This is a genomic window from Acinetobacter sp. YH12218 (assembly GCF_013417925.1).
In the GTDB taxonomy this organism is placed as follows: domain Bacteria; phylum Pseudomonadota; class Gammaproteobacteria; order Pseudomonadales; family Moraxellaceae; genus Acinetobacter; species Acinetobacter amyesii.
In genome coordinates, this window is sequence record NZ_VPDB01000006.1 from 23,809 (window position 1) to 50,214 (window position 26,406).

At 43.7% G+C, this 26,406-nt stretch carries 24 protein-coding genes; 18 read left to right on the forward strand and 6 right to left on the reverse strand.

Features of this window, described 5'->3' with window-relative positions; genetic code table 11:
- Nucleotides 1–22 precede the first annotated feature (22 nt).
- Nucleotides 23–940: a DMT family transporter gene (locus FTV03_RS02855; protein WP_180039855.1), complete on the reverse strand. Its 918-nt coding sequence runs from the start codon at nucleotides 938–940 to the stop codon at nucleotides 23–25.
- Between the two features lie 938 nt (nucleotides 941–1,878).
- On the opposite strand from FTV03_RS02855, the gene FTV03_RS02860 reads away from it, so the two are divergent.
- The 5 genes from FTV03_RS02860 to FTV03_RS02880 all read left to right on the forward strand — a co-directional run bounded on the left by FTV03_RS02860 (nucleotide 1,879) and on the right by FTV03_RS02880 (nucleotide 7,105).
- Nucleotides 1,879–3,006 (forward strand): Re/Si-specific NAD(P)(+) transhydrogenase subunit alpha, encoded by a 1,128-nt coding sequence (locus FTV03_RS02860; RefSeq protein ID WP_111885447.1) that lies wholly within the window; start codon nucleotides 1,879–1,881, stop codon nucleotides 3,004–3,006.
- Nucleotides 3,007–3,017: 11 nt separating this feature from the next.
- Nucleotides 3,018–3,338, forward strand: coding sequence for a proton-translocating transhydrogenase family protein (locus FTV03_RS02865; RefSeq protein WP_078191287.1), 321 nt, complete (start codon nucleotides 3,018–3,020; stop codon nucleotides 3,336–3,338).
- A 3-nt stretch (nucleotides 3,339–3,341) separates the two neighbouring features.
- Complete coding sequence (locus tag FTV03_RS02870) at nucleotides 3,342–4,796, forward strand: NAD(P)(+) transhydrogenase (Re/Si-specific) subunit beta (RefSeq protein WP_078191286.1); 1,455 nt, start codon at nucleotides 3,342–3,344, stop codon at nucleotides 4,794–4,796.
- Between the two features lie 346 nt (nucleotides 4,797–5,142).
- Nucleotides 5,143–6,474, forward strand: coding sequence for an ammonium transporter (locus FTV03_RS02875; protein ID WP_180022576.1), 1,332 nt, complete (start codon nucleotides 5,143–5,145; stop codon nucleotides 6,472–6,474).
- Between the two features lie 13 nt (nucleotides 6,475–6,487).
- Nucleotides 6,488–7,105 (forward strand): hypothetical protein, encoded by a 618-nt coding sequence (locus FTV03_RS02880; protein WP_168378723.1) that lies wholly within the window; start codon nucleotides 6,488–6,490, stop codon nucleotides 7,103–7,105.
- Between the two features lie 92 nt (nucleotides 7,106–7,197).
- Here FTV03_RS02880 and rsfS read toward each other — a convergent pair whose 3' ends face one another.
- The 5 genes from rsfS to FTV03_RS02905 form a co-directional block, all read right to left on the reverse strand.
- The gene (gene rsfS / locus FTV03_RS02885) at nucleotides 7,198–7,599 is read right to left on the reverse strand and encodes a ribosome silencing factor (RefSeq protein ID WP_078191283.1); all 402 of its coding nucleotides are present in this window, start codon (nucleotides 7,597–7,599) and stop codon (nucleotides 7,198–7,200) included.
- 73 nt (nucleotides 7,600–7,672) lie between these two features.
- Entirely contained in the window at nucleotides 7,673–8,470 is a 798-nt protein-coding gene (locus tag FTV03_RS02890) for a hydroxypyruvate isomerase family protein (protein WP_180009001.1), read from the reverse strand.
- Between the two features lie 42 nt (nucleotides 8,471–8,512).
- Nucleotides 8,513–9,382: an NAD(P)-dependent oxidoreductase gene (locus FTV03_RS02895; RefSeq protein WP_180039857.1), complete on the reverse strand. Its 870-nt coding sequence runs from the start codon at nucleotides 9,380–9,382 to the stop codon at nucleotides 8,513–8,515.
- A 32-nt stretch (nucleotides 9,383–9,414) separates the two neighbouring features.
- On the reverse strand, nucleotides 9,415–10,203 hold the full coding sequence (locus tag FTV03_RS02900; protein WP_180039859.1) for a crotonase/enoyl-CoA hydratase family protein: 789 nt from the start codon (nucleotides 10,201–10,203) through the stop codon (nucleotides 9,415–9,417).
- Nucleotides 10,204–10,314: 111 nt separating this feature from the next.
- On the reverse strand, nucleotides 10,315–13,122 hold the full coding sequence (locus FTV03_RS02905) for an ATP-binding protein (RefSeq protein ID WP_180004602.1): 2,808 nt from the start codon (nucleotides 13,120–13,122) through the stop codon (nucleotides 10,315–10,317).
- A gap of 153 nt (nucleotides 13,123–13,275) precedes the next feature.
- On the opposite strand from FTV03_RS02905, the gene cysM reads away from it, so the two are divergent.
- The 13 genes from cysM to hutH all read left to right on the forward strand — a co-directional run bounded on the left by cysM (nucleotide 13,276) and on the right by hutH (nucleotide 26,406).
- A complete protein-coding gene (gene cysM, locus FTV03_RS02910; RefSeq protein ID WP_078191278.1) occupies nucleotides 13,276–14,196 on the forward strand; it encodes a cysteine synthase CysM in 921 nt (306 codons plus the stop codon).
- A 32-nt stretch (nucleotides 14,197–14,228) separates the two neighbouring features.
- Nucleotides 14,229–15,047, forward strand: a complete 819-nt coding sequence (locus tag FTV03_RS02915) for a 3'-5' exonuclease (RefSeq protein WP_078191277.1) — start codon at nucleotides 14,229–14,231, stop codon at nucleotides 15,045–15,047.
- Nucleotides 15,048–15,053: 6 nt separating this feature from the next.
- Nucleotides 15,054–16,451: a 23S rRNA (uracil(1939)-C(5))-methyltransferase RlmD gene (rlmD, locus tag FTV03_RS02920; protein WP_180039861.1), complete on the forward strand. Its 1,398-nt coding sequence runs from the start codon at nucleotides 15,054–15,056 to the stop codon at nucleotides 16,449–16,451.
- Between the two features lie 24 nt (nucleotides 16,452–16,475).
- The gene (locus tag FTV03_RS02925) at nucleotides 16,476–18,782 is read left to right on the forward strand and encodes a bifunctional (p)ppGpp synthetase/guanosine-3',5'-bis(diphosphate) 3'-pyrophosphohydrolase (protein WP_078191275.1); all 2,307 of its coding nucleotides are present in this window, start codon (nucleotides 16,476–16,478) and stop codon (nucleotides 18,780–18,782) included.
- 193 nt (nucleotides 18,783–18,975) lie between these two features.
- Nucleotides 18,976–19,599: a beta-ketoacyl synthase chain length factor gene (locus FTV03_RS02930; protein ID WP_111885454.1), complete on the forward strand. Its 624-nt coding sequence runs from the start codon at nucleotides 18,976–18,978 to the stop codon at nucleotides 19,597–19,599.
- Nucleotides 19,593–20,405 (forward strand): 1-acyl-sn-glycerol-3-phosphate acyltransferase, encoded by an 813-nt coding sequence (locus tag FTV03_RS02935; protein ID WP_111885455.1) that lies wholly within the window; start codon nucleotides 19,593–19,595, stop codon nucleotides 20,403–20,405. Before FTV03_RS02930 ends, FTV03_RS02935 begins: the two co-directional genes overlap by 7 nt.
- Complete coding sequence (locus FTV03_RS02940; RefSeq protein ID WP_086178413.1) at nucleotides 20,389–20,649, forward strand: phosphopantetheine-binding protein; 261 nt, start codon at nucleotides 20,389–20,391, stop codon at nucleotides 20,647–20,649. Before FTV03_RS02935 ends, FTV03_RS02940 begins: the two co-directional genes overlap by 17 nt.
- A gap of 9 nt (nucleotides 20,650–20,658) precedes the next feature.
- The gene (locus FTV03_RS02945) at nucleotides 20,659–20,907 is read left to right on the forward strand and encodes an acyl carrier protein (RefSeq protein ID WP_111885456.1); all 249 of its coding nucleotides are present in this window, start codon (nucleotides 20,659–20,661) and stop codon (nucleotides 20,905–20,907) included.
- Complete coding sequence (locus tag FTV03_RS02950; protein ID WP_111885457.1) at nucleotides 20,904–21,458, forward strand: septation protein IspZ; 555 nt, start codon at nucleotides 20,904–20,906, stop codon at nucleotides 21,456–21,458. Before FTV03_RS02945 ends, FTV03_RS02950 begins: the two co-directional genes overlap by 4 nt.
- 54 nt (nucleotides 21,459–21,512) lie before the next feature.
- The gene (locus tag FTV03_RS02955) at nucleotides 21,513–23,180 is read left to right on the forward strand and encodes an AMP-binding protein (RefSeq protein ID WP_111885458.1); all 1,668 of its coding nucleotides are present in this window, start codon (nucleotides 21,513–21,515) and stop codon (nucleotides 23,178–23,180) included.
- Between the two features lie 15 nt (nucleotides 23,181–23,195).
- Complete coding sequence (locus tag FTV03_RS02960; RefSeq protein WP_111885459.1) at nucleotides 23,196–23,930, forward strand: glycosyltransferase family 2 protein; 735 nt, start codon at nucleotides 23,196–23,198, stop codon at nucleotides 23,928–23,930.
- Between the two features lie 68 nt (nucleotides 23,931–23,998).
- Nucleotides 23,999–24,877: an acyltransferase gene (locus tag FTV03_RS02965; protein ID WP_111885464.1), complete on the forward strand. Its 879-nt coding sequence runs from the start codon at nucleotides 23,999–24,001 to the stop codon at nucleotides 24,875–24,877.
- Between the two features lie 5 nt (nucleotides 24,878–24,882).
- A complete protein-coding gene (gene hutH / locus FTV03_RS02970; RefSeq protein WP_111885460.1) occupies nucleotides 24,883–26,406 on the forward strand; it encodes a histidine ammonia-lyase in 1,524 nt (507 codons plus the stop codon).

The following is a 26,406-nucleotide window of genomic DNA, read 5'->3' on the forward strand; positions in this document are numbered from 1 at the left end:
TGAATAGTATCCAAGCACGTGTTTAGGATTTCTTACTGAGACTGATCATCAAGACACCCAGCATATTCAGACCGCAACCGACCCATTGCCATAGGTTTAAATGTTCATTCAATAACGCGACGGCCAGTAAAATCGTTAAAATGGGGCCGATAGAGGCAATCATGGCCGATTGTGCAGCTCCCAGTCGGATGATACTTTGCATCATCAAAATGGTTGGAAGCACGGTTACTAATATTCCGAGCGCTAAACCATATAGCCAGACTTGACTCGGAAGTTGTTGAAGCAAGGCAATGGGCTGCGGTGTTGCAAATAGAAAATGAATAATCGTCCCAATGCAGGCAATGCTCAGGGCTAGACCGGTAAAGTGTAAAGAACCAAACTTTTGCATGAGGCCTGGCGTGAGTAATAAATAAATCGCAAATAACACGGCACTGGCAAAAACCAAACTACATCCGAGCCAAAAATACTGATCATGTGGTGTGGCACTTTGTTCTTGTAGCATCACTAAAACTGTCCCGCCATAACTTAAAATCAGGGCAAGAATAGTTTTAAAACTCAGGGGCTTTTTGAATAAAACAGCGGAAGCCAGTACGGTTAATGTGGGATATAGAAAAAGAATAATCCGTTCAAGCGAAGCACTGATATACATCAAGCCACGGAAGTCGAGCCAGCTTGAAAAGTAATAGCCGATTAAACCGGAAATGAGCAAAAGTACCCAATCTTTTCGTTGAATCGTTTGATAGGAACGTCGACTTAGCCATGCAATGATTAAGAAAAACGGCAATGCACTCATCATGCGTAAAGCCATGAGGACTGTGGCATCGACAAGAGGAGAAAGTGCATAGGTTTGCTTAATAAAAATCGCTTTGGTACTAAACAAGAAGGCAGCAATCAGCGCAAAAATTGCACCGATGAAGTGCGGACTAAGGTTTCTTGACATAAGTTAAGGTGTGCCTCATGACGACTGAATAAATTCGACAGCACAGATCTAATGAATTCGAACTGTCATTTTGATTATAAAAAATGCATCGTGCGAGTAAAAATGCAAAAAAAGAATAGTACTTATTCCTTTATGCATAAGGCATTGCTAGATCAAACATGAAAACAGCGGAAGAAATGACCAATTTGGTTTTAAATTTTTTCACCGCAACATGACTCTGCAGGTCAAATATATCAGGCTGAAACATTTAAGGTGAAAATTGCACAAAAATGGTGCAATAGTGTTTTTTAGGGATAGAAAGTCAGTAGCGATATCATGATGCTAAATATTCAAAAAATTATTTTTTTAGCTAAAAAAGTCAATTCTAAGTTAAGGCGAAGCATCAGGTGGGGAGAGCAAGATCTCAATAAACCCGAAACGTGCGCAAAAATCCATCGGATATTCAAGCTGACCGATTTGACGAGACTGTGGCAGAAAAAAGTCAGTTTTCAATGCAGGTCAGCACGTCAAAACTGTCAAATGAGTCAACGAGCTGATGCAGTCTGAATGAAATAGCGGCTTTACCTGACTTAAGTCGATTTTTCACGACACGTTCAGGTCATTAGTTGTCGAATGAAAATGTCACAATGATCAACGCACTGAAACAATCAGCACTAAAACTAGCGAAATTATTTATTTTTTTGGTCTTAAGTAATATTAAAAAGTTATAAATAGGATAAAAATGAGTAATAAATCGACAAATAAAACTGAATAAATGAAATATCGCACTATTCTTTTCATGAATCATGAGTTCAAAATATGGGTATTTATTAAATAAATATTGGGTAGTATTTTAAAAAAGTTCAATTAGAATCCAAAAATTGTACAAAAACACATCCTGAGGGGAGACATCGCGGATTGCGATGTTTACTTAAGAAAAATTAGCTTGAGGAACGCTCATGCAGATCGGAATTCCAGCCGAAACTGTTGTCGGTGAAAATCGCGTCGCTGCGACGCCTGAAACAGTAAAGAAGTTGATCAGCGCTGGTCATAGCGTCGTTATTGAACGTGGAGCAGGGGTAAACGCTGCTTACATCGATAGCGCCTATGAACAAGTTGGTGCCAAAATTACGGATGATGCCTATACCGGTAGTCAAATGATTTTGAAAGTTCGTGCGCCTAAAGGTGACGAAATTCAAAAACTCACAGCGGGCACCACCGTTGTGGGGATGTTTGACCCTTACCGCAACACCGAACTTGACCAATTTGCGTCACAAAACGTGTCTGCATTTGCATTGGAACTTTTGCCACGGACCTTATCTCGTGCGCAAAACATGGACGTACTTTCATCTCAAGCCAACCTTTCAGGTTATAAATCTGTGCTTTTGGCTGCGGCAGAATATCAACGTATGTTCCCAATGCTGATGACAGCAGCAGGTACAGTAAAACCTGCACGTGTTGTGATCATGGGCGTAGGTGTTGCAGGCTTACAAGCTATTGCAACAGCGAAACGTTTAGGTGCCGTAGTTGAAGCAACTGACTTACGTCCTACAGCACGTGACCAAGTTGAATCTTTGGGTGGTAAATGGTTAGACGTACCAATGTCACCAGAAGAGCAACAGAAAGCAGCTGATGCTGCAAAAAATGGTTATGGCTGGATGCCGGGTGAAGACTACATTCGTGATCAAGCGATTATTGTTGATAAAGCCGTATCGAATGCTGACATCGTGATTACGACTGCATTATTGCCGGGCCGTGACGCACCACGTTTAATCAAAGCAGAAACTGTTGCCAAAATGAAACCGGGCTCAATCATTTTAGATATGGCGGTTGAAACTGGCGGTAACGTTGAAGGTTCTGTCTGCGGCGAAAATGTTGTGACTGCAAATGGCGTGAAAATTCTCGGTATTCCAAATATTCCTTCAACAGTTTCGACTGAAGCGTCGGCACTGTATGCACGTAACGTTTTGAATTTCATTGAAACCCTGTTTGATAGCGAAAAGAACTTCGCGATTAACCCTGAAGAAGAAATTCAAAAAGCACTACTTGTCACTCATGGCGGCCAAGTGCTGCTGAAACGTGGTTAAGGAGAATCATCATGGTTGAAACGATTACTATTTTTGTCTTGGCAATCTTTGTTGGTTACTACGTGGTTTGGGGGGTAACACCTGCGCTACACACACCATTAATGGCTGTAACCAATGCTTTGTCATCGATCATTATCGTTGGTGCGATGATTCAAACCGTTGGTATCCCAGGTATTGTGGATGCAAGCGTACAGTTCCAAAGCATTAACGTGGTGAGTATTTTAGGTGCGATTGCCGTTTTCCTTGCAAGTATCAATATTTTTGGTGGCTTTGCGGTGACTGCACGTATGCTTGAAATGTTCAAACCTAAGCAAAAGAAAAAAGAGGGTTAATCCATGGAATTCATTAAAGAATATGCGGATTGGTTCTACCTGATTGGTGCCGTTCTTTTTATCTTAACGTTGCGTGGTTTGTCTGGTCCGAAAACTGCGATTCAAGGTAACCGTTACGGCATGATCGCAATGGCGATTGCTGTAATCACCACATTCTTTGTCGCAGATCATCCAGTGATTTGGATGATTGTGGGTGCAATGGTGTTGGGTGCAGTCGTAGGTATTGCACGTGCAAAAACAGTTCCGATGACTCAAATGCCTGAAACTGTGGCACTGATGCACTCATTGGTTGGTTTGGCTGCGGTACTGATTGCGATCGCTGCAATTCTACATAACAACCAATTGACTGCGGCATTCGCGGAAAATGAAGCAGTATTAACAGCTGCGGGTGTAGAACATGCTCATATGAGCAAAGTTCATTTATTTGAATTGTTTGTAGGCTGTTTCGTTGGTGCGATTACCTTCACAGCATCGGTATTTGCTTACGGTAAATTGGCTGCGAAGAAATGGGCAAAAACCATTTCAGGTGGATGGGTAAAACCTGTTCAAGCCTTAATTTTCCTTGCGATGTTGGCGTGTGGTATCTACTTCTTCACTACAGGCAACATGAATGCTTTCTGGGCAATGACTGTTCTTGCACTTGCATTTGGTTGGGTATGGATTGCGCCAGTAGGCGGTGGTGATATGCCAGTGGTGGTATCGCTACTGAACTCGTTCTCAGGTTGGGCTGCAGCAGGGATTGGTTTCACGCTTGAAAACAACATGCTGATTGTTGCAGGTTCACTGGTTGGTTCATCGGGTGCGATTCTGTCTTACATCATGTGTAAAGCCATGAACCGTTCAATCATCAACGTCTTGTTTGGTGGTGCAATGGGTGGTACAGCAGTAGCGGCGGCGGATAATGGTGAAAAAGCACAGCGTAATCACCGTTCAGGTTCTGCAGACGATGCTGGCTTCTTGATGTCAAATGCGGATAGCGTTGTGATCGTACCGGGTTATGGTATGGCGCAAGGTCGTGCACAAAATGCCGTGAAAGAATTGTGTGAAATCTTAAAAGAGCAAGGTGTAAAAGTTCGTTTTGCGATTCACCCTGTGGCAGGTCGTATGCCGGGCCACATGAACGTACTTTTAGCTGAAGCTGACGTTGCATATGAAGACATTCTTGAAATGGACGAGATCAACTCAGACTTCCCAGCAACAGATGTAGTACTGGTGATTGGTGCGAATGACGTTGTGAACCCAGCGGCAAAAGACGATCCAAGTTCTCCAATTTACGGCATGCCAATCCTTGAAGCACATAAAGCACGTACCATTATGGTGATCAAACGCTCTATGGCTACAGGTTACGCAGGTCTAGATAATGACTTGTTCTATAACGATAAAACGATGATGATCTTCGGTGATGCGAAGAAAGTTGTGGAAGATATGACAAAAGCCATTAATGGCGGTGGTCATTAATCCATATTGCCAAAGTCCCGCTGTGATAAAGCGGGATTGAGGAAGATTTAAACCACCTTCGGGTGGTTTTTTGTTTTCTTCGCTTTTATTTTCTTGGCTTTTGATTAATGAATGCTTCACACTAAAAGTGCACAAATATTTAGCGCATCAGGTGCTTGAATCAAATTGATGCGTGTTTTGAAACCAAGGTACAGATCGATGAGCTGTTTTGTTCCATTAAATTCGATCTCAGTGATTCAAAATATTGTCGCGAACTGGTTTTGTGACGCAATGCATTGAAAAATAATTAATTGTCTGAAATTTGGTATTCTTTTTGCACAGCATGGTTATTCTTGGGGGAATAATCATGAAAAAAACATACTTGATGGCACTGTTTCTGAGTGTCCTGACATCGACTGCATGGGCAGTTGACCCGCAAATCGCCAGTAATATTCAAGAAATTCGTATCTCGCTCGACAGTATTTGGGTGGTACTGGGCGGTATCTTGGTGTTCTTTATGCAAGCCGGATTTGCCATGATCGAAAGTGGTTCAGTTCGCAGTAAAAATACCGTGAATGTACTCATGAAAAACTACATGGATGCCTGCTTGGGTGGTCTGGTGTTTTGGTTGGTGGGTTTTGGTCTGATGTTTGGGGTCAATACCACGGGCTGGTTTGGCTTCAGTCATTTTGCACCCGATCAACTGGATGATTGGCACTGGAACCTTCTATTTTTCCAAATGATGTTTGCTGCAACGGCAACCACCATTGCCAGTGGTGCAATGGCAGAGCGGATTCATTTTGTCGCTTATGTGGTGAGTGCGGCCGTTGTCTCAGGTCTGATTTATCCTGTCTTTGGTAGTTGGGCATGGGGCAGTTTATTTGGCGGAGACGGTTGGTTAAAAGCACTCGGATTTATCGACTTTGCAGGTTCGACCGTGGTGCATTCAATGGGCGGCTGGGTTGCCTTGGCTGGCATCATTGTATTGGGACCACGTTTGGGTCGATTTGGACGCAATGGGCAAAGCCATTATTTACCAGGGCATAACTTACCTTTGGTAGCATTAGGCGGTTTTATTTTATGGTTAGCATGGTTTGGTTTTAATGCAGGCTCGACCATTAATGCCAATGTCAGCGTAGGACGTATTGCTTTAAATACGCATCTTGCGGCGTGTGCTGCCGTGGTTGCATATATGTTGCTCTGTCTCATCCGATCTAAAGCCATTTTGATCCGCAGTACGATCAATGCCTCACTGGGTGGCTTGGTTGCCATTACGGCAGGCTGTGCAACGATGTCTCCACTGTATGCGGTCATCACCGGTTTATGTGCAGGTGTGATGGTGACCTTCCTACCAATGCTCATGGAAAAAATGAAACTGGATGATGTGGTTGATGCGGTGACCGTGCATGGATTCTGTGGCGCATGGGGAACATTGGCTGCAGGGATCTTCCTTGAAAATAATATGTTTAATGGCGATGTCATCGCGATACAAGGGCTTGGAGTGATTGCAGCCTTTTTATGGGGCTTTGGCGTTGCGTTCATTGTATTTAAGGTCTTAGATAAATTGTTGGGTGGCTTACGGGTGAGTAAGCAACATGAACAACGTGGTTTGGACTATACCGAGCATGCTGAATTGTCTTATCCCGAGTTTCAAAAAGATGTGACTTTTGAAACGGATGATATGACCAAACGTCATTAACAGGAGTAATGCAATGAGCACCGAACTGTTGAATTTGGCACAACGCCGCGAAGCTTTAGAAAAAGGCTTACAACAATTTATTCATGGGACTTTACTCGACAGTGCACTACGGCACTGGGAGCAGCAGTACAGCATGAAACCGTCATTTGTCTTAAATCGCTTCTTAAATGATATCTGTACCACAGAAGAGCTACGCTTTTATCGTAAAGATATGCTGAAGCAAGTCTTGTATGAGTTATCTACCTTAGAAAAGCAGGAACTGTTAAGGGTTGAAAAACCGCAGGAGCAGGAGCAAGAAGACGAGCTCATTGCAGAGACCATTAGCGAGGCCTTTTTAGGCTTTATCGAGTCAGTCATGCTGACGGTGAAATCTACAGATCAGGCTGATTTCACCCAAGATGTGATTCAGCAATTAGAAGAAATCGGGCTGGCAATTGCGGCAAATGCACAAATTAATTCAGCGAGTTTTGTCGAGTTTTTGCCTTTGACCAGTTATGCCAAAGTTTTAACGAGCATTTATGAAGTGTATTGTGACTTTTATGGCCCGATGCGTGCAGACCAAGTTTATGCACAAACCAAGCTGAAAATTAAAGCCAATTATCCTGAGGTGGATTTACACCAACTGCTTTAGTGTCGGGGGTAAAACACCATGAAGCTGATTGTCCGTGTATAAAGTGAAGGGATAAAAAAAGCGACCTAATTAGGTCGCTTTTTTCTGGAAGCTTAAGCTACAGTTTCTGGAGCTGTACGCCATAAGCTTTCTAAATCATAGAATTTACGTGCTGTAGGTAACATCACATGTACCACTACAAAACCGAGATCAATCAGGATCCATTCAGCATCACGTTCGCCTTCAACACCGATAGGGCGGAATCCAGCTTTACGTGCTTCTTCTGCCACGTTGTCTGCAAGAGACTTAATGTGACGAGTTGAAGTACCGCTCGCAATAACAATCGCATCTGCTACGTTGCTGATAGTGCTGATATCAAGTTCAATAATATCTTTGGCTTTTACATCTTCAAGTGCTTCACGTACAACAGCTAAGCAAGCTTGTACGTCTTTGATTTGCGTTGATTTTGCGAGATCGAGAGAATTAGAAGCGCTGGGCGATGGTTCTAAATTCATAGAGGGTATGATTTCCTGACAATTTTACATGGTCTAATATAGCGGTTTTGTTGCTGAATTTCAAATCAACACGTCATTGACCATTAGCTAAATGAGGGAAGTATTTGTCTTTCCACGCAAAAGAATGTGATGAGTTGCTTCGTGGTCGGTATTCAGCCGCGATGTAGCCTGTATATTGGCTTTGATCTAACCATTTAAAAATCTCTGCAAATGGAATCTGCGCTGAGTCAGGTTCATGTCGCCCCGGACAGTCAGCAAACTGTATGTGACCGATATCCTGAATATTTTCTGCCAAAGTACTGAGAATATCTTCACCCATCATCGCCATGTGGTAGCAGTCATATTGCATCTTCAAAGCAGAGTGTTGTACAGCTTCAAGCATTTCCTGAGCTTGGGCAATATTTTGGACCAAAAAGCGCGGCATATCAGTGCCATTAATCATTTCAAATACCGGTTGAATATGATGTTCAGACAACATGTGGCACGCCAGTTTGAGGTTGCTCGACAAGGTATTTAAACATGGGAGCAAGTCAGCATCTTGTGGCTGTTTGCCGGCTAAAATATTGACACTCGGTACATTTAACGCAGTGGCATAGCGAATGCATTGTTCTAAGGCTTGATGAAATTGATTTTCACGCCCCGGAACTCCCGCAAGACCATCGCCGCCTTGCATCAAATCACCCGCAGGGACATTAATTAAACACAGGCTTAAATCATTGATAGTGAGCTGGGTTTGGATTTGCTCAATACTCAGCTCATACGGAAACTGAATTTCTACATGCTTAAAACCGTGTTCACGAGCCAACGCAAAACGCTCTAACAATGGCACTTCGGTAAAAATCATGGATAAATTAACCGCGAGCTGAGTCATGTATATCGTCCTTGAAGCAATTTACTTCTAAAGTGAAAGTCGTTAGTTATGTTCGACATGTTGAATGATGGTGGCTAAATCTTTTTCTGCAAAACCATTGTCCTGATGGGCTTTGAGTTGCGATAAAGCAAGGCTGGCAACAGGGATGCTTAATTCAAACTGGGCAGCCAGTTGGACTGCATTATTCAGGTCTTTAGATAAAGTTTGAACTTTCCATTGCACGGGCTCGAACTGATGCGTTGCCATACGTGGAGTTAAAATCTGAAAAGGCTTTGAGTCTGCAAATCCACCAGCAAGTGCTGGTGCTAATAACGTGGTGTCTACACCTGATTTCTCGGCTAATGCGACGGCTTCTGCGATTAACGTGCTATTGGCAGCGACGATCAGCTGATTACAAATTTTGGTGGCTTGACCTGTACCTGAGTCGCCCATGCGGGTAACACGTTGTGATAAAACATTGTAGATCAGACTCAAATCTTGAATCGTTTGAGCATCACCGCCGGCAAAGATGACCAAAGTGCCTTGCTCAGCGCCTGCTGTGCCCCCCGAAACAGGAGAGTCAATCCAAGTGACTTGTTTCAACGTTGCAGCATGAGCCAATTGATGAGTTTGATTCACAGAAAGACTCGAGAAGTCGACAATAATTTGTCCTGCCGCTAAATGATTTTCGATGCTTGCATACACCGCGGCAACAACAGCATCATCTGCGAGACAAGATAAAACCACAGGATAATGGGCAATATTCTCCAATTGAAGCGCTGTCGCGCCAATCGCAATCAACTCATCACACGCAGCAGCAGTTCTGTTCCACACCGCAACTTCAAATCCTGCCTGAATGAGGCGCGTGGCCATGCGGCTACCCATCAGCCCCATACCTAGAAATGCAATTTTTGTATTACGATCAAACGCCATGTGCTGTACTCAATCTATCCTGTGTGACTATTTTACTTATATTGGCGTGGTAAAAACTGAACCTCTGGGTTCTTGTCTTTTTTACGTGCCAATTGGCTGTTTTTGCCGAGCAGTAATTTAAATTGCCAGATTTTTTCTAAACGTAAAGATCGTTTTGGACTATGTTCCATGGCATCTAGCACTTGTTTTGCTGCTGCCAAGGCATCTGGTGAACGTTGTGATAATTCTTCGGCTAACTGCTGCGCTTGAAGCAAAGGCTGTTCATTTAAATGCGTCACTAAGCCAATTTCCTTGGCATATTCTGCGTCAAAAATACGTGCTGTTAAGGTTAATTCTTTGGCTAAATCTAGTCCTATCACACCTTTGAGTGAGCGAGTTAAGCCCATATCAGGAACTAAGCCCCAACGACTTTCCATAATCGACATTTGCGTTTTCGGGTGGGCAATACGGATATCGGCAGCCAAGGCAAGTTGCATGCCTGCTCCAAAACAAAAGCCTTCAAGTGCGGCAATCACCGGCACAGGGAGTTGTTGCCAAATCAGAAAGGCTTTTTGAAATAAACTTTGACCGGGCTTTAACAGTTCCCACGCGGCATAGGCACGATTTTTCGGATCATTGAGGTCAGCCAAATCAATGCCAGCACTAAATACATTGGCTTCACCGGTTAAAATGACACAGCGTAAGCTACGATCTTTTTTTAATTTTTCAGCGGTGCTAACCAATTCTTTGAGCAATGCAAAGCTCATTGCATTACGTTTTTCTGGACGGTTTAAGTAAACCGTTGCAATGCCATTATTTTTTTCTACACGTAATAAAGCCATGGTAATTACTCTTGTTGTTTCTGCGCCCGAGCATAGCATGCACCCTGACAGGATACATGACAGTGCAGTCACAACAGAAGCTGGACGGCACTGACTTTAGTCGGACTGCGCTTAATTATTTTGTTTGGCTAAGATTTGTTGAGCCGCGTGTTCAACTTGCCTCATGACATTTTTTAACTCATCAAAACGGTTCAGGGTTTCTTGAACAAAAGCTTCATCTGCTTTACGGCGTTCCTTACGTAAGGTCGATACAAATTGCTCAAATTGACCTGAAACCTCTTGGAGGGTCGGAGCGCCCACATAGCGGGTTGCACCATAAAGCCGATGTAGCACATGCTCTAATTGTGGAAAATCTTCATCTTCGATGAGCTGTGCCATTTCATGGATTTCTTGCTCAAAGCTATCGACGAGCATTTTCAGTAAATCGACTGCAAGGTCTTCTTTATTCGCGGCCAACTGCAAGCTTTGCTGCCAATCTAAAATACTCGGCTCTAGGGCTTCAATCACTGAACTGCGCTCTAAAACCGGCACTTTCTTAAAGTTATCGGTAGTCCATTGGGTCAAGATTTGAATAATTTGATCCATTTGAATGGGCTTTGTGACATAGTCATCCATACCACTTTGCAGAAGCTTTTGTTTTTCATCAGAGAGCGCATGTGCCGTCAAAGCGATAATTGGAAGGCGCTTATGATTTTCAAAAGTCGACTCAAGAGAACGAATGGCACGCGTGGTATCGACACCTGACATCACAGGCATTTGAATATCCATAAAGATGAGGTCAAAAGCCCCCAAACCTTGCTCTTGGCGAGCTTGAATGATTTCAATGGCTTCTTGTCCACTCAAAGCCTTGGTGGTTTTCACATTTAACTCAGAGAGCAGGGCTTCAAGCACAATCAGGTTTGGCAAATGGTCGTCGACAGCCAAAATGTGCAGACCTTGACCATTAAATTCTTCATGCTGCTCTTGATCAAACCAAGGCTCATTACTCAATAACTGAATCAGCGCTGTACGGCTGAGTGGTTGATGCAATGGGCGAGCACGGTACTCGTTCAACATGCTTGGATCGAGCATCATTTGGTAGCCATAAACCGCTAAGTTACCGCTATAACGATGACGAATTTCTTTCAGTAAGGCTTCGGAGTCACCACTGTGATCGACGATCAACCAGGTATTTTCATTGGTTTTTAGCTGATTGAGTCGACTAAATAAATCAAGGATCGACTGCGTTTCAATATGTTCAACATCATAATTTTCTAAGTAATGACGCAGGACATTGGCGGTTGCTGGATGTGCTAAGTAGGAAACGACTTGTAGATTGCTAAATTGTGGATGCACAATTTCAATTTCTTCATCGACCACAAAGCGCGCAGTAAACCAGAAGGTTGAACCTTTTTCTGTTGGGGCACGTTCTTGGTTATCTTCAAAACCAATTTGTCCATGCATCAGGCTGACTAATTGTTTGGAGATGGCAAGACCTAAACCTGTACCACCAAATTGACGGGTAACAGATGCATCACCTTGCGAGAAGGATTCAAACAGTTTCTTACGGTCGGTACCGCTTAGGCCGATACCACTGTCTTGCACACTAAAGTGCAGCAGACATTGACCGATGTCATCATGCTCCATACGGACACGGACAATAATTTCACCATCTGGAGTGAATTTAATTGCATTTGAAATTAAGTTGGTCAAAATTTGCTTGAAGCGTAGGACATCACCAACCACAAATTTCGGCACATTGTCCGCATAGTAGAAGGTCATATCGATGTGTTTTTGTGCTGCCAATGGCGACAACATATCCATCACATCAAACACGGCTTCTTCTAAGTCAAATTGTGCAGTTTCGAGTTCTAGTTTGCCGGCATCAATTTTGGAGAAATCAAGCACGTCATTAATTAAAGCCAATAAATGCGCAGAAGATTTACGAATCGTTTGTAGATATAAATTTTGCTCATTACTGAGGTTGCCTTGGCGCAGTAAAAGATGAATAAAGCCATCAATACTGTTGAGTGGCGTGCGCAGTTCATGGGAAATATTGGCCAAGAACACCGACTTCGACTGATTGGCATGGATCGCTTGGTCACGTGCTTGACGGTAGGTGATGTTTTGCACCTCTAAAGTATCAAGCGTGCGTCTTAAGTCATCTTCCGTTTGTTCGGTATGTTCACGTAACTCTAAGAAACTGAAATGTAAGCGTTTAACCACATTGGCAATATCACGCTGTAATAAACGAAGTTCGCCAGTACTGTTAATGATCATGTGCTGATCTAGAGTGTCGGCATTTAAACGTTGTAACTGCATGCGAATTTCGTACATTGGTGCGATCCAACGACGTGAATAAAAATTCAAACACAGCAAAAGTAATAAGAGCGTCAATAAACCCGTTGCAATCAATACGATTAACACGCGATAGCGGGCAATTTGCAGCGGTTGATTGTCCAGTTCAATGCTTAACCATGCCGGCGTCTGGGTTGAATCTGAAATTTTCAGGGCATAAATATGGTTGCCTTGATGTGCAATCGGTCCAATAAAAGATGCTTTACTGTCAAAAGCAGGCCAAATATCTTGATCTTGAAAGCCAATGCTCAGGCGGTTGTTGCCTTTAAGATCTAAAATCGCAGCACGAATCAAATGTTTTTCGTTCAACATGCTTTGCATGGCATTACGAGCTTGATCAAATTGCCACGGATAATGGTTGAGCAACTCTATGGCAGATTCTGACGTGGGTTGATAGCGCGTCAGGATCGCGACAGCCATCTGTTTTTGTTGTGCTTTGGCTGCATTGGAGGTTTCTGTTATTACCAACATCGCACCGACACAAGCCAAAATGGTGATCGGCACGAAAATAAGTGCAATCAACTGACCATAGGCATGATTTAAGTGTAGGCGTTTAAAAAGCTTTTTGTTGATATTTGACATGGTTTAAGCAGTTTATTCCTTATGCCCCGAATATTAGCATGGATTATTTAAAACTGATTGCGCTTTAATCACTTTCGCGAAAAAGCGAGGCAAATGGGTGCAGGCAAAGGCATTTTTTCATACAATAGGCGCACCTCGATATAGGTGTGAATAATGAGTAATACAACCCCTGATTTTCAAGCAGACGATTTTTTATTAGACCATTACGTCGGCAACACGCCGTTAGTGCGTTTACAGCGTCTGGCAAGTCATACTCAAGCAACAGTATTAGCCAAGTTAGAAGGCAATAACCCAGCGGGTTCGGTCAAAGATCGCCCTGCATATAACATGATTATGCAAGCGGAAAAGCGTGGTCAGATTAAACCGGGTGATACGTTGATTGAAGCGACGAGCGGAAACACAGGGATTGCTTTAGCTATGGTTGCAGCAATGCGTGGCTATAAAATGACCTTGATCATGCCTGCAAGTTCTAGCCAAGAGCGTAAAGATGCCATGCGTGCCTACGGTGCCGAACTGATCGAATCTGAAAACATGGAAGAAGCACGTGATCTTGCCCTTCAAATGGAAAAAGACGGCAAAGGTCTAGTCCTAAACCAGTTTGGTAACCCGGACAATGTGGAAGCACATTACCTCACTACGGGTCCAGAAATTTGGAAACAAACAGGCGGTAAAATTACACATTTCGTCAGCTCAATGGGAACCACCGGGACCATTATGGGGATTTCGAAATATTTAAAAGAACAAAATCCAGATATTCAAATTGTCGGTTTACAACCGTCTGAAGGCTCAAACATTGCTGGTATTCGCCGTTGGCCACAAGAATATCTTCCTACGATTTTTGACCCTTCACGTGTTGATCGCATTATGGATATTCCGCAAATTGAAGCGGAAAAAACAGCTCGTCGTTTAGCACGTACAGAAGGTATCAGTGCAGGTACCTCATCGGGTGGTGCGGTATGGGCTTCAGTTAAATTGGCTGAAGAAAATCCGGATGCCGTGATTGTTTGCATCGTATGTGACCGTGGTGACCGATACTTGTCTACTGGTCTATTCTCTGTTGTTGATCCTGAATAATTACAGTGGCCGATCGGCACTGGTGAGTACTTATGCGTTTACCTGTTTTAATTTTTGATATCGAAACACTGACAGATTTGAAGTCAGGTGCGCATTTGTATGGACTGGATCTGCCTGAGGTGGATCTAGATGCTGCGCTGACTAAACTGCGTCGCCAAGAGGCGGGCACGGATTTTCAGCGTTTGGCCTTGCATGAAATTGTCTGTATCTCTGGACTATGGATTGATGAAAAGGGCATGAAGTTGTTTTCATTTAGCCGTGAAGACAATAGCGAAGCTGAAATTTTAAAAAAATTCGTTTCTATTTTTGAAAAGCGTCATCCGACCTTGGTCAGTTGGAACGGTTCACAGTTTGATTTGCCTGTGATTTTGTTCCGTGCCATGTATCACGGACTATCTGCACCAAGTTTGTTCGATCAGGGCGAGATTGATACGCAAAAGCGCTATAATAACTACCAGAATCGTTATCATCATCGTCATGTAGATTTGATGGATGTCATGGCCATGTTCCATGGTCGTCATTTTCAAAAGCTCGACGATGCAGCACATTTACTTGGTTTCCCCGGTAAACGTGGTGATGGTGGCTACCATGTGCCTGAATATGTGCGTGAACAACAGTGGACGGAACTGACCAGCTACTGTGAAGGTGATGTGCTCAATACATGGTTGATTTATTTACGCTGGCTGTTGCTGAAAGGACAGTTATTGTTAAATGATCATCAGCACTTGATTCAAAGTACGATTCAATATTTACAAACTCAGCCGCAACACGCTGACTTTTTATCGGTATGGCAGCAAACCTCGCAACGTACCGAATTCACCCAATCTGATTTCCCATCTTCCACACATTAGGTACGCATGAAACACAAAGCCAAACCCCAAAAAGCCCAACAACCCATTTATACATTTCAGGTTGAATCGCTTTCACATGAGGGGCGAGGCATAGCGCACTTTGGGACGCATCCAGATCATCCTGCAGAAAAACACGGTAAGAAAGTCTTTATCCGTTATGCCTTGCCGGGTGAAACGGTGCGTGCGCGTATTACTAATGTCGTTAAGCGTCTCGAAGAAGCAGACAGTCTGGAATTACTGAGTGAAGAGTCTGCTCTACGGGTTAAACCGGCCTGCCCACATTATGGGGTTTGTGGTGGGTGTAGCATGCAGCATATTCATCCCGACGAGCAAATTCGTTTAAAACAAGATGTTTTACAATCACATTTGCAACATTTTGCTGGGATACAACCTGATCAATGGTTAGCTCCTTTACGTTCATTGCGTGAAGACTACCGTCGCAAAGCACGTATTGGTGTGCGTTACCTACCTGCAAAAGATAAGCTTGTGGTTGGCTTTCGTGAAAGCCAGTCAAATAAACTGACTTCGATTGACCGTTGTATGGTGTTGGATCGTGAGTTTGGCTCCATCACCACACTCAAACAATTGTTACAAAGTCTGCAAGGTAAAGCAGATATTGGGCATATGGAACTGGCCATGGGAGATCAAGAAATTGCCCTCCTAATTCGTCATACGGCGGAACTTTGCGCGGAAGATGTCAACCAATTAGTAAAATTTGCGTTACATAAAGAGTGGCAACTGTACTTGCAACCTGAAGGGCCAGACAGCTTACATCGCGTGGATCATCCCGATGCACCGATGCGTCTGCACTATGGTCTAAGTGACTTTGCTGTGGAATTTGGCTTTAATCCTCAAGACTTCACGCAAGTGAATTCCACGATTAATCCGCAAATGGTGAAACTGGCATGTGAATTGCTTCAGTTACAACAAGGTGAGCGAGTTCTAGATCTGTTTTGTGGTTTAGGAAACTTTTCTTTACCACTTGCTCAATGTGTGGGTTCAACGGGTCAAGTCGTTGCAGTTGAAGGGAGTGAAGAAATGGTTCAGCGTGGTGCAGAAAATGCACAAAACAATGGCCTTTCGCAACTGAAATTTTATTCACAAGATTTAACAAAAGATTTTTCGCATCATTCTTGGGCAAAACAAGGATTTGATGCATTATTGATAGACCCACCACGTTCTGGTGCAGAAGAAATAATGCGTTATGTGCCCCAATTTGGTGCAAAAAGAATCGTTTATGTGTCATGTAATCCTGCAACACTAGCACGCGATGCTGGAATGCTGGTACAACAAGGCTACCGTTTGAAAAAAGCGGGTGTCATGGACATGTTTACCCATACAGGGCATGTCGAATCGATTGCTTTGTTCGAAAAAGAAAATCAGATAAACGATCAAAAGTTATGAAGCGTAGAAAACTAGGAGTAGGGTATGGTCACAGTACGTGAACAATTACCTGGACGTCTCAATGAGTTGTCACAGGAAACGACTGTAGAACATGCCGAGCAAGCACAGCATGATTTGGCTGAATGGCTAGAGCGTGTGAGTGGCATGTTTGACGGGGCTCCTCTAAAGCAACTCGAAGAAGTTGCACATCTGACCTTACAGAATGAACTTGAAACAACGGTCAACCATCGCTCGAATACCTTCTATACCGGTATTGAAATGGCGGATATTCTTGCTCATCTGTATGCGGATGAAGATACGTTATCAGCAGCCATGCTGTATCGAAGTGTTCGTGAAGGCGTAACCAGTTTAGAAGAAGTCCAAAGCAAATTTGGCGATCAAGTGCATGCTTTGGTGAAAGGCACGCTTGCCATGGGTAAGTTGTCTGACCTGATTGAGCAAAATAAACGTCTAGAAGATCATTTTAATAATAACCAACGTGAACATTTGACCGGCATTTATAAAATGCTGATCTCTGTGACTGAAGATGTTCGTGTTGTGTTAATCAAACTTTCTGAACGTACCTATGCATTACGTGAGTTGGCGCACTCAACCAAAGAGCGTCAAGAGCGTGTCGCACGAGAAATTTTAACCATTTACTCGCCGCTTGCGCACCGTTTAGGGATTGCACAGCTTAAGTGGGAGCTAGAAGATCTCGCTTTCCGTTATCTAGCACCTGAACGCTATAAAGAAATTGCATCCTTACTAAATGAAAAACGTTTAGAGCGTGAACAATATATTCAGTTCGTGACAGAAAAGTTACGTAAAGAACTATTAGATCATGGCATTGAGGCCGAGATTAATGGTCGGGTGAAACACATTTATTCGATTTATCGAAAAATGAAGAGTAAGAACCTGAGCTTTGATCAGCTTTATGACATTCGAGCGGTTCGTGTTCTGGTGGATAATGTACCTGAGTGTTATCACACACTGGGGATCGTTCATCAGATTTGGCGTCATATTCCGCATCAGTTCGATGATTATATTACCAACCCGAAAGCCAATGGTTATCGCTCACTGCATACGGCCGTGATTGCAGAGAACAAATCTTTAGAAGTGCAAATTCGTACGCACAATATGCACGAAGAAGCTGAACTCGGGGTGTGTTCGCACTTTAACTATAAAGAAGGCTCTAAAACCACAGATTATTCATTTAATCATCGCTTACATTCTTTGCGTGCAGTGCTTGAACATTATCAAGAACGAAATGATGCTAGCGCCCATAAAGAAGATGAAGATTCTGAAAACTTCGAACAAATCCAAGAGTTTGAAGATTTTGAGAAAATCTATGTGTTTAGTCGTGATGGTGATATCAAAGAATTACCACGTGGTTCGACTGTGCTCGACTTTGCCTATCATGTGCATACTGAAGTGGGTAACAAGTGCTATGCAGCACGGGTGAACCAACGTTATGTGCCTCTAACCTATACCCTAAAAACTGGGGAGCAGGTCGAGATTTTAACCAAGAAAGATCGTGAACCGAACCGAGATTGGTTGGTGAACTCGCTGGGTTATATCAAGACGGCTCGTGCACGTGACAAGTTGCGTCATTGGTTCCGTCAGCAAGACCGTAGTAAAAACTTGGAAGTGGGACGTGAGATTCTGAATAAAGAATTGTCACGTTTGGCGATTCACCCGAAAAGTATCGATTTGAATGATTACTGCAATCATTTTAATGTGAAATTGGGTGAAGATATCTTGATTGGCTTGGTGAGTGGTGACATTAGCCTGCATGCCTTAATCAATCAGGTTAACCGTCATATGCACCTCGATCAGGATGAGCCTGAACTGGTGTTAAAACCGACATTGAACCCTCGTGCAAGTCATACGCTTTCGGCGCATGGTATTTTGATTGATGGTCTGGACAATGTAGAACTACACATTGCTCAGTGTTGTCAGCCTGTGCATGGTGAATCGATTGCCGGTTATATCACCCTGAATCGTGGCGTGAGTATCCATAAGGTCGCATGTCCGGATTATATCCGTATGATTGGACAAGAGCCTGAACGTGCGGTTGAAGCGGATTGGGAAATGCAGCCAACCCGTGGTCAAAGTGTGCAAATCGTGGTGGAAGCTTATGACCGTCGTGGTTTGCTTAAAGATTTGACTCAAGTGATTTTCTCAGACCAAATCAACATTCGTCAGGTGAATACGATTTCCGAAAGTGATGGTATTGCCAATATGAAGTTATTGATTGAAGTGAAGGGATTGGCGCAGTTGTCGAAACTGTTGGCACGTCTAGAGCAACAACCGGGCATTATCAGCGCACGTCGCTTGGTACAAGGTAGCTAAAAATAAAATTGTATAAAAAACCCGCTGCGTGCGGGTTTTTTATATTTTGGCTTTTATATTATTTCATGGGGAAATATAACTAAATCTATGATATTTCAAACGGTCAACATATATTCTGTAAAAAAAAAATCGTCAATGCTATAATCCGCGCCATTCTGAAATATATGTTTTAAAGGCTAAGGAAATACAGCGCATGGTGCTTATGAATATGTCTCGGCTGGTGATGAGCCGGGCCGATGAGGTATTTCCTGCCTTAGAGCAAATTCCTGCAATGCAGCGTCGCCGTTTGTCATTGGTGGCGAAGCTGGCTTTAAACTCGGCTATGCAGGTTTTGGCAAAACAGCGCGTTGACTATATTGTATGGGTTTCGCAGTATGGTGATGAAACCAAGACCCTGAAAATTTTAGAAGATGTGCTGCATGAGCAAACACCATCGCCGACGCAGTTTTCAACTTCTGTACATAACGCTGTATCCGGTCTGTATTCGATCTTATGCAAAGACGCTACTCCTTCAACCAGTTTAGCTGGTTCTTGGAATGATGCATTGATTGAAGCCTATGCTTGGCTCAAGACGATGCCCGAAGCCAGCCGCGCGTTGGTGGTGTATTATGATGAAGCCTTACCTGAACTGTATGCTGAACATCAGCCCTTTACTGCTTTTGCTATGAGCGCATTGGTTTCACTGCAACCTGAAAATTTAAAGCTGGATCTTTCTCACCATTCGGACATACAGACGTATTTTCAGCAGGCATTACAATTTTATCATTTCTGGCAAGATGACAGTCAATTTGAAAGCGCTGCGTGGACAAAATGCTGAACTTAAAAAATATCAAGAAAAAAGCCAATTATGTCTGGCGTGTCGGTGCGACAGGCTTTAGTTTTGCCAGCTTTGGAGCAGGTGGAGTAGCGATAGGTGGCCTTGTTGCGCCTTTGGTGAAACTCAGTACCCAAGATGAAGCCTTACGCATACAGCGCACGCAAAAAGTCATTAAGCACAGCTTTAAAGGCTTTACTGAAATGATGGTTAAGCTAGGCATTATGACCTATGAAGTTGAAGGGCTGGAAAAACTGCAGCACAGTCAGCAGGAGTTGGTGATTGCCAATCATCCGACACTGATTGACGTTGTGATATTAATTGGTTTAATGGAACAGGCAAATTGCGTGGTCAAACAGACGCTGTGGTCTAACCCATTTACCAAAGGCCCTGTGCAGAGTGCGGGCTATATTCTAAATGCAGGTTCAGAACAATTTATTCAGGATTGCGTGAACAAACTGCAGCAGGATAAAGCGGCATCATTACTGATTTTCCCAGAAGGGACACGGACTGAAAAAGATAAGCAGCTGAATGACTTTCAGCGCGGCGCTGCCAATATTGCCTTGCGCGCAGGTGTGCCGATTCGGCCAGTACTGATTACATGTACACCTTCGACCCTGACCAAAAATGAAAAGTGGTATCACATCCCAGAACAGCCTTTTCATATTCACGTGAAAGTTTTGGATGCGATCCAAGTGGAAGACGTATTGGATGATGTAACGGTCAATCCAAAAAATGTACGTCAATTAAATCAACAATTACAGTGGTTTTTTAACCAAGAGTTATCCTTAAATGAACAATCTTGCTGATGAATTGAAGCAAATGATTATTGATGTGCTTGCCCTAGAAGACATCACCATTGCAGACATTGAAACAGAAGCGCCTTTATTTGGCGACGGTCTGGGTTTGGATTCAATTGATGCATTGGAGCTGGGCTTGGCATTGAAAAAGCGTTACGGCATTCATTTAAATGCAGAGTCTGCAGAAACCAAAGAACACTTTAAATCAATTCAAAGCTTAGTGGCTTTAGTTGAAGCTCAGAAAACAGCATAAGAGGTTGCTATGCTTGCACAAGAAACCGTTTTAGAAAAATTGCGCGAATGGATGGACGAATTGTTTGAAATCGCGCCTGAAGATGTACAGCTTGAGTCCAATCTGGCAACAGATTTGGATGTAGACAGCATCGATGCGATTGATTTGGTCGTAAAGATTAAAGAATTAACCGGTAAGCAAGTAAATCCGGAAGATTTTAAAAATGTCCGCACCGTACAGGACGTTGTAGCCGTCATTCAGAATATGTCAGCTGAATGAATGCAGTTTTTAAAGGGATAGCAGTAATCGGATTGATTCTCTATCCTTTTTTTGTCGGCTATGGTTTGGCAAAAGGCCACTATTCATGGGTGAGTGTGCTGCTGATTGCACTGGGCATGATGCGCATGTTCAGCAAGGGCAATGCTTTGCTGTGGCCTTTGACCGGCTTTGCTATACTCTGCGGTGGGCTAAGCTTGATACTTAAAGATCATGCGTGGCTAAAACTGTACCCAGTCTGCATGAATGTGGGTGCTTTGATTATTTTCAGTATGACCTTAATCAAACCGCCATCCATGATTGAGCGCTTTGCGCGGTTAGCTGAGCCAGAATTACCGCCAGAAGGCGTGCATTGGACACGTCAAGTCACCAAAGTGTGGTGCGGATTTTTTGCTATCAATGCGCTGATTGCATTATGGACGGTGTATTTTGTGTCAATGAAGATTTGGGTGCTGTATAACGGTTTTATTTCCTATGTGTTGATGGGTATTTTATTGCTCGGAGAGTACTTGCTGCGCAAACGCCAGCAGCGATTGCATCAGGCGCAAAAATAGCGTCATTTTCATTTTTTTAATTTAGAAAATAATCACGGTTTAGAAATAACATTTATGTCTTGTCATTTTCAGCACCATCTGCATTCATCCCGAACTTTATGTATTCAGTCTGATCTACGTGAAATTTCATTTCAGGATTTTTGGCAGGATGTTGCGCTGCAGGCAATTCAGATCCGCATGTCATCTGAACCTGTTTGGGCGCTGTGGGAACAAGACAGCTATGAGTTTTTGGTGCTGCTATTTGCTGCTTTGCAGGCAAAAAAACAGGTATTGCTGCCGCCCAACCGTGTCAGTGACTTAGAAAAAGAATTGGCTGCCGAGCAGATCTATTTTTTAAAACGCAGTGAAATCTCAGATAAAAAACATCAAGAAACTTTTGAATTTGATGACGCCTTTTTAAATCAGGCGCAGGTGTATTTTTATACCTCAGGCTCTACGGGCCAACCGAAAAAAATTCCTCGTACCTTACAGCAGCTGTTTAATGAAGTTTGCGGCCTAGATGCCAGCTTTGCTTTGCCCGAACAGGCCGTCGCAATTGCAACAGTCAGCCATCAGCATATCTATGGCTTATTGTTTAAACTGCTGTGGCCTTTAGCGAGTGGGCGCAGCTTTTATCAAAAGCAATTGGCCTTTCCAGAAGATGTAGCAGATATTCAAAAGAAAATCGCGCATTTACTGCTGCCAAACTATGTGATTTCCAGCCCAGCCTTGCTTAAACGCTGGACCAAGGATGTACTGCTGCAAGACTGTATTATGGTGTATTCCTCTGGCGGCAAGCTGGATGCGGGTGTCCGCCCATATTTGAACAGTCCCATTACAGAAGTGTTTGGCAGTTCTGAAACAGGCGGAATTGCGCATCGTCAGCAGGATGATGCCTTATGGACTCCTTTTGCCAATGTTGATATTCAGGCTCAGGAACAGCAAGAATTGGCAGTCAAAACCAATCATGCATTTAGTACAGACTGGATTTTGACGGGTGATAAAGTCGAACTGACAGAAACGGCGAACCCTAAGGGTCCATTTCGATTGCTGGGCCGTTTAGACCGAATTGTGAAACTGGAAGAAAAGCGTTTAAGCCTCGATGCCATTGAACTGAAAATTTCAGATTTAGAGGCTGTACAGCAATGTCATGTATTAGTTTATGAAAAAGAGCACCGTCAAATTTTAGCCGCGGTGGCTGTGCTGACGGATGAAGCGCGTCAGCATCTGCAGGAAATGGGCAAAGCGGCATTCGTAGCGCATTTAAAAAAACAGTTAAGTGAAAAGCTGGAGAGTATTGCCATTCCGCGGCAATGGCGTTTCTTGTCTCTGATGCCGCAAAATGCGCAATCAAAACTCAATAAGCAGTATTTAAAGTCTTTGTTTCAGCTGATGCAGCTGCCTGTAGTTTTGACACAGCAGATACACGATGAGCAGCTTAATTTAGCGCTGGAATTCAGTCCTGAGTTAGAATGTTTTAAAGGACATTTTCCGAATTTTCCAATTTATCCAGGCGTTGGTCAAATTGGCTTCATTCAGCATTTTGCAAAGCAGCATTGGGCAGATTTGCAATGGTGCAATGGTTTTGAGCAGTTAAAATTTCAGGACTTGATTCGTCCTTATCAATGTGTGGATTTATCCTTAGTGCGAAAGGCGCACAAAGTCAGTTTTGAACTGAAACAACACGATAAAACATTGGCTTCTGGGCGGCTGCTGTTTGCTGTTTCAGCGGCAGAAGAATAAGCCGAGGGTATAAGAATGCAGCATTGCTTTGTAATTCCAGTTTATAACCATCCGCATTATTTGGCGGCCTTAACTGAACATCTAAACGTTTTTCAGTTGCCTATTATTATGGTGAATGATGGCAGTGATGCTGAATGTACAGCGGTGCTGCGGTCATTGGCTGCAGATAACCCTTTACTGGATTTGGTTGAGCATGAAGTTAATCAAGGCAAGGGCGGGGCGGTTATGACGGGGCTGCAGCATGCATATAAGCAGGGCTATAGTCACGCCTTGCAATTAGACTCGGATGGTCAGCACGATTGGAATGATATTCAGCGCTTTTTAGATGCCTCGACGCAGCATCCAGAAGCGATGGTGATTGGTCAGCCTGTATTTGATGCGACTGTCCCGAAAAAACGCTTATATGGACGTTATGCAACACATATTTGGGTCTGGATTAACAGCCTATCTTTTGAAATAAAAGACAGTATGTGCGGTTTTCGAGTTTATCCGCTGGCGCAGACAGTAAACGTACTGAATAGCGCTAAATTTCAGCCGCGCATGGGCTTTGACTCAGAAATTTTGGTGCGCTTGAAATGGGAAAATGTACATTTTGTGAATGTGCCTACGCGGGTCATCTATCCTGAAGATGGTATTTCGCATTTTAATGTTTGGCGAGATAATTTAGGAATGGCTCGCGCGCATAGCCGCTTATTGGGCGGCATGCTGCTGCGCTTACCCAAATTGCTGTATTACAAAGTGAAAGGCTAAGCGTGTCAGAGCAAAAAAAGACAGAAAAAAGCACTCCCAAATGGAGCAGCATCAAAGAGCGTGGCGGCATGTTGCCACTGATGCTGATGCTCGGCTTTTACCGATTGGGTGGACGCTGGCTGTGCAGATTGGTGCTGTATTTTGTGATTATGTGGTATTGGCTGTTTTCAAACACAGCACGCCAAGCTTCTTTACTGTATTTAAAAAAGCTGCATCATTTTGCAGGCAGTCAATCGCCTTTTGCGTCTGAGCCGCATATGGGGCAGACCTATACGCATTTAATGCAGTTTGGCGAATGCATTTTAGATAAAATTGAAGGCTGGCTGGGCAATGTGGCTGAGCAGGAACTGCAATTACATGGGCATGAACATTTCCGTGCGCATTACCAAAAAGGCGCAGTGATTGTTGTTTCACATTTTGGCAATATTGAGCTGCTGCGTGCGGTGAAGTCTGAACATGCACAAAAAATTAATGTGCTGGTCTATCAAAAGCACGCGACAAAATTTAATGAATTTTTAAAGAAGCTGAATGAGCATGCAGATGTGAATTTGGTTTCGGTAGATGAGCTGGGTATAGAAACCGCATTGATTTTGCAAGATAAGCTGGATCAAGGCGAATGGGTGATTGTGGCTGCCGACCGTGTGCCTGTGCAGTCTGGCCGTGTCCAGCCTGTTGAGTTTTTAGGGGAACAGGCGCTGTGGCCGCAAGGCGCGTGGATTTTGGCAAGTTTGCTGACAGCGCCCGTTTTGGCGGTGTTTTGCTATCGGGTGCAAGCGCATTTTGAAGTGCATATTCATAAAGTGGCAGATCAGCTGAACTGGCCGCGTAAAGAGCGCATGCAAGCCATGCAGCAGACCACTCGGCAATATGTGCAGCTGCTGGAACAGCATTGCATGCGTGCGCCGTATCAATGGTTTAATTTTTATAATTTTTGGAATAAAGGATAAGTCTTGTGTTAACGATTGGGGAATTCGCTCTCAGCATTGAAGATATTGTGGCTGTTGCGCGTAAAGAACATCAAGTAGCACTGCCTGCTTCAGATGAGTGGAATGCATTGATTCAGCGCGGCGCAGATTTTCTCGATCAGTTATTGCAGGATGAAGGCGTTATTTATGGCGTAACCACAGGCTATGGCGATTCTTGCCTTGTGGAAATTCCACCGCATCAAGTAAATGAACTGCCTTTGCATTTGTCACGCTTTCATGGCTGCGGTATGGGCCAAAATTTGGATTTAATCACCGCGCGTGCAGTGGTCGCAGTGCGTTTATGTTCGCTGGCACGCGGCTATTCAGGTGTATCGCACGCCTTGCTGCAGCGTTTGGCGTGGATGCTGAATGAAGATGTGATTCCCGTCATTCCATCGGAAGGTTCTGTCGGCGCTAGCGGTGATTTAACCCCATTGTCTTATATTGCGGGTGCGCTGGTAGGCGAGCGTGATGTGTATTATCAAGACAAGATTGTACCCATTGCAGAGGTCTATGCCGAAAAAGGCATGCAGCCTTTAGTGATGCGCCCTAAAGAAGGTTTGGCCTTGATGAATGGTACAGCGGTGATGACTGCCATTGCGTGCCTGAACTATAAAAAAGCAGAACAGATTGCCTTGGCTAGCACCATGGTAACGGCATTGAATGTCTTGGCGCTGGAAGGAAATCCAAGCCATTTTGATGAAGTACTGTTTGCGCAAAAACCACATCCAGGTCAGCAGCAAATTGCAACCCAACTGCGTGTATGGTTGAACAGCCAAGTGCAAACTGAACATCAAAGTTCACGTCTGCAGGACCGTTACTCACTGCGCTGTGCACCGCATATTATTGGCGTATTTGAAGACTCCAAAGTGTGGCTGCGCCAGTTTATTGAAAATGAATTAAATTCCAGCAATGACAATCCATTGATTGATCCGGTGAATTTGCGTGTACTGCATGGCGGACATTTCTATGGCGGTCATATTTCGCAGGCCATGGACAGTTTAAAAATCATGATTGCCAATATTGCAGACTTGATGGACCGCCAGCTCGCGCAATTGGTCGATTACAAAATGAATAACGGCCTGCCGCGCAACTTGACGGGTTCAAGCCCAGAACGCATGCCGTTGAATCATGGATTTAAAGCCGTGCAAATTGGGGTGTCGGCATGGACAGCAGAAGCGCTGAAACAGACTTTGTCAGCATCCATTTTTTCTCGTTCAACTGAATGTCATAATCAAGATAAAGTCAGTATGGGAACCATTGCAGCGCGTGATGCGAGTCGTGTGATTACGCTGACTGAACAGGTAATGGCGGCATTGAGCTGTGCTGCGGTGCAGGCGGTTCAATTGAAAGGTTTAGATACAGAACTCAGTCTAGTATTAACAGCATTTCAACAGTGGGTGCTTCAAAGCTTCAACTATGTGGAGGAAGATCGCCCTTTACAAAACGAGCTGCAGGCGCTGGTCAACCGTTTTGAAAATTTAGAACTTTTGAACAGCATTGCTGTATAA

Excerpts from the sequence above, each read along its gene's own strand:
- FTV03_RS02940 (WP_086178413.1), top strand. The coding sequence starts at position 20,389 with ATGAACAATCTTGCTGATGAATTGAAGCAAATGATTATTGATGTGCTT.
- FTV03_RS02915 (WP_078191277.1), top strand. The coding sequence starts at position 14,229 with ATGCGTTTACCTGTTTTAATTTTTGATATCGAAACACTGACAGATTTG.
- FTV03_RS02870 (WP_078191286.1), top strand. The coding sequence starts at position 3,342 with ATGGAATTCATTAAAGAATATGCGGATTGGTTCTACCTGATTGGTGCC.
- FTV03_RS02900 (WP_180039859.1), bottom strand. The coding sequence starts at position 10,203 with ATGGCTTTATTACGTGTAGAAAAAAATAATGGCATTGCAACGGTTTAC.
- FTV03_RS02935 (WP_111885455.1), top strand. The coding sequence starts at position 19,593 with ATGCTGAACTTAAAAAATATCAAGAAAAAAGCCAATTATGTCTGGCGT.
- FTV03_RS02875 (WP_180022576.1), top strand. The coding sequence starts at position 5,143 with ATGAAAAAAACATACTTGATGGCACTGTTTCTGAGTGTCCTGACATCG.
- FTV03_RS02945 (WP_111885456.1), top strand. The coding sequence starts at position 20,659 with ATGCTTGCACAAGAAACCGTTTTAGAAAAATTGCGCGAATGGATGGAC.
- FTV03_RS02865 (WP_078191287.1), top strand. The coding sequence starts at position 3,018 with ATGGTTGAAACGATTACTATTTTTGTCTTGGCAATCTTTGTTGGTTAC.
- FTV03_RS02930 (WP_111885454.1), top strand. The coding sequence starts at position 18,976 with ATGGTGCTTATGAATATGTCTCGGCTGGTGATGAGCCGGGCCGATGAG.
- FTV03_RS02925 (WP_078191275.1), top strand. The coding sequence starts at position 16,476 with ATGGTCACAGTACGTGAACAATTACCTGGACGTCTCAATGAGTTGTCA.
- FTV03_RS02890 (WP_180009001.1), bottom strand. The coding sequence starts at position 8,470 with ATGACTCAGCTCGCGGTTAATTTATCCATGATTTTTACCGAAGTGCCA.
- FTV03_RS02960 (WP_111885459.1), top strand. The coding sequence starts at position 23,196 with ATGCAGCATTGCTTTGTAATTCCAGTTTATAACCATCCGCATTATTTG.
- FTV03_RS02855 (WP_180039855.1), bottom strand. The coding sequence starts at position 940 with ATGTCAAGAAACCTTAGTCCGCACTTCATCGGTGCAATTTTTGCGCTG.
- FTV03_RS02955 (WP_111885458.1), top strand. The coding sequence starts at position 21,513 with ATGTCTTGTCATTTTCAGCACCATCTGCATTCATCCCGAACTTTATGT.
- FTV03_RS02895 (WP_180039857.1), bottom strand. The coding sequence starts at position 9,382 with ATGGCGTTTGATCGTAATACAAAAATTGCATTTCTAGGTATGGGGCTG.
- cysM (WP_078191278.1), top strand. The coding sequence starts at position 13,276 with ATGAGTAATACAACCCCTGATTTTCAAGCAGACGATTTTTTATTAGAC.
- FTV03_RS02860 (WP_111885447.1), top strand. The coding sequence starts at position 1,879 with ATGCAGATCGGAATTCCAGCCGAAACTGTTGTCGGTGAAAATCGCGTC.
- FTV03_RS02880 (WP_168378723.1), top strand. The coding sequence starts at position 6,488 with ATGAGCACCGAACTGTTGAATTTGGCACAACGCCGCGAAGCTTTAGAA.
- FTV03_RS02965 (WP_111885464.1), top strand. The coding sequence starts at position 23,999 with ATGTTGCCACTGATGCTGATGCTCGGCTTTTACCGATTGGGTGGACGC.
- FTV03_RS02905 (WP_180004602.1), bottom strand. The coding sequence starts at position 13,122 with ATGTCAAATATCAACAAAAAGCTTTTTAAACGCCTACACTTAAATCAT.
- rsfS (WP_078191283.1), bottom strand. The coding sequence starts at position 7,599 with ATGAATTTAGAACCATCGCCCAGCGCTTCTAATTCTCTCGATCTCGCA.
- rlmD (WP_180039861.1), top strand. The coding sequence starts at position 15,054 with ATGAAACACAAAGCCAAACCCCAAAAAGCCCAACAACCCATTTATACA.
- FTV03_RS02950 (WP_111885457.1), top strand. The coding sequence starts at position 20,904 with ATGAATGCAGTTTTTAAAGGGATAGCAGTAATCGGATTGATTCTCTAT.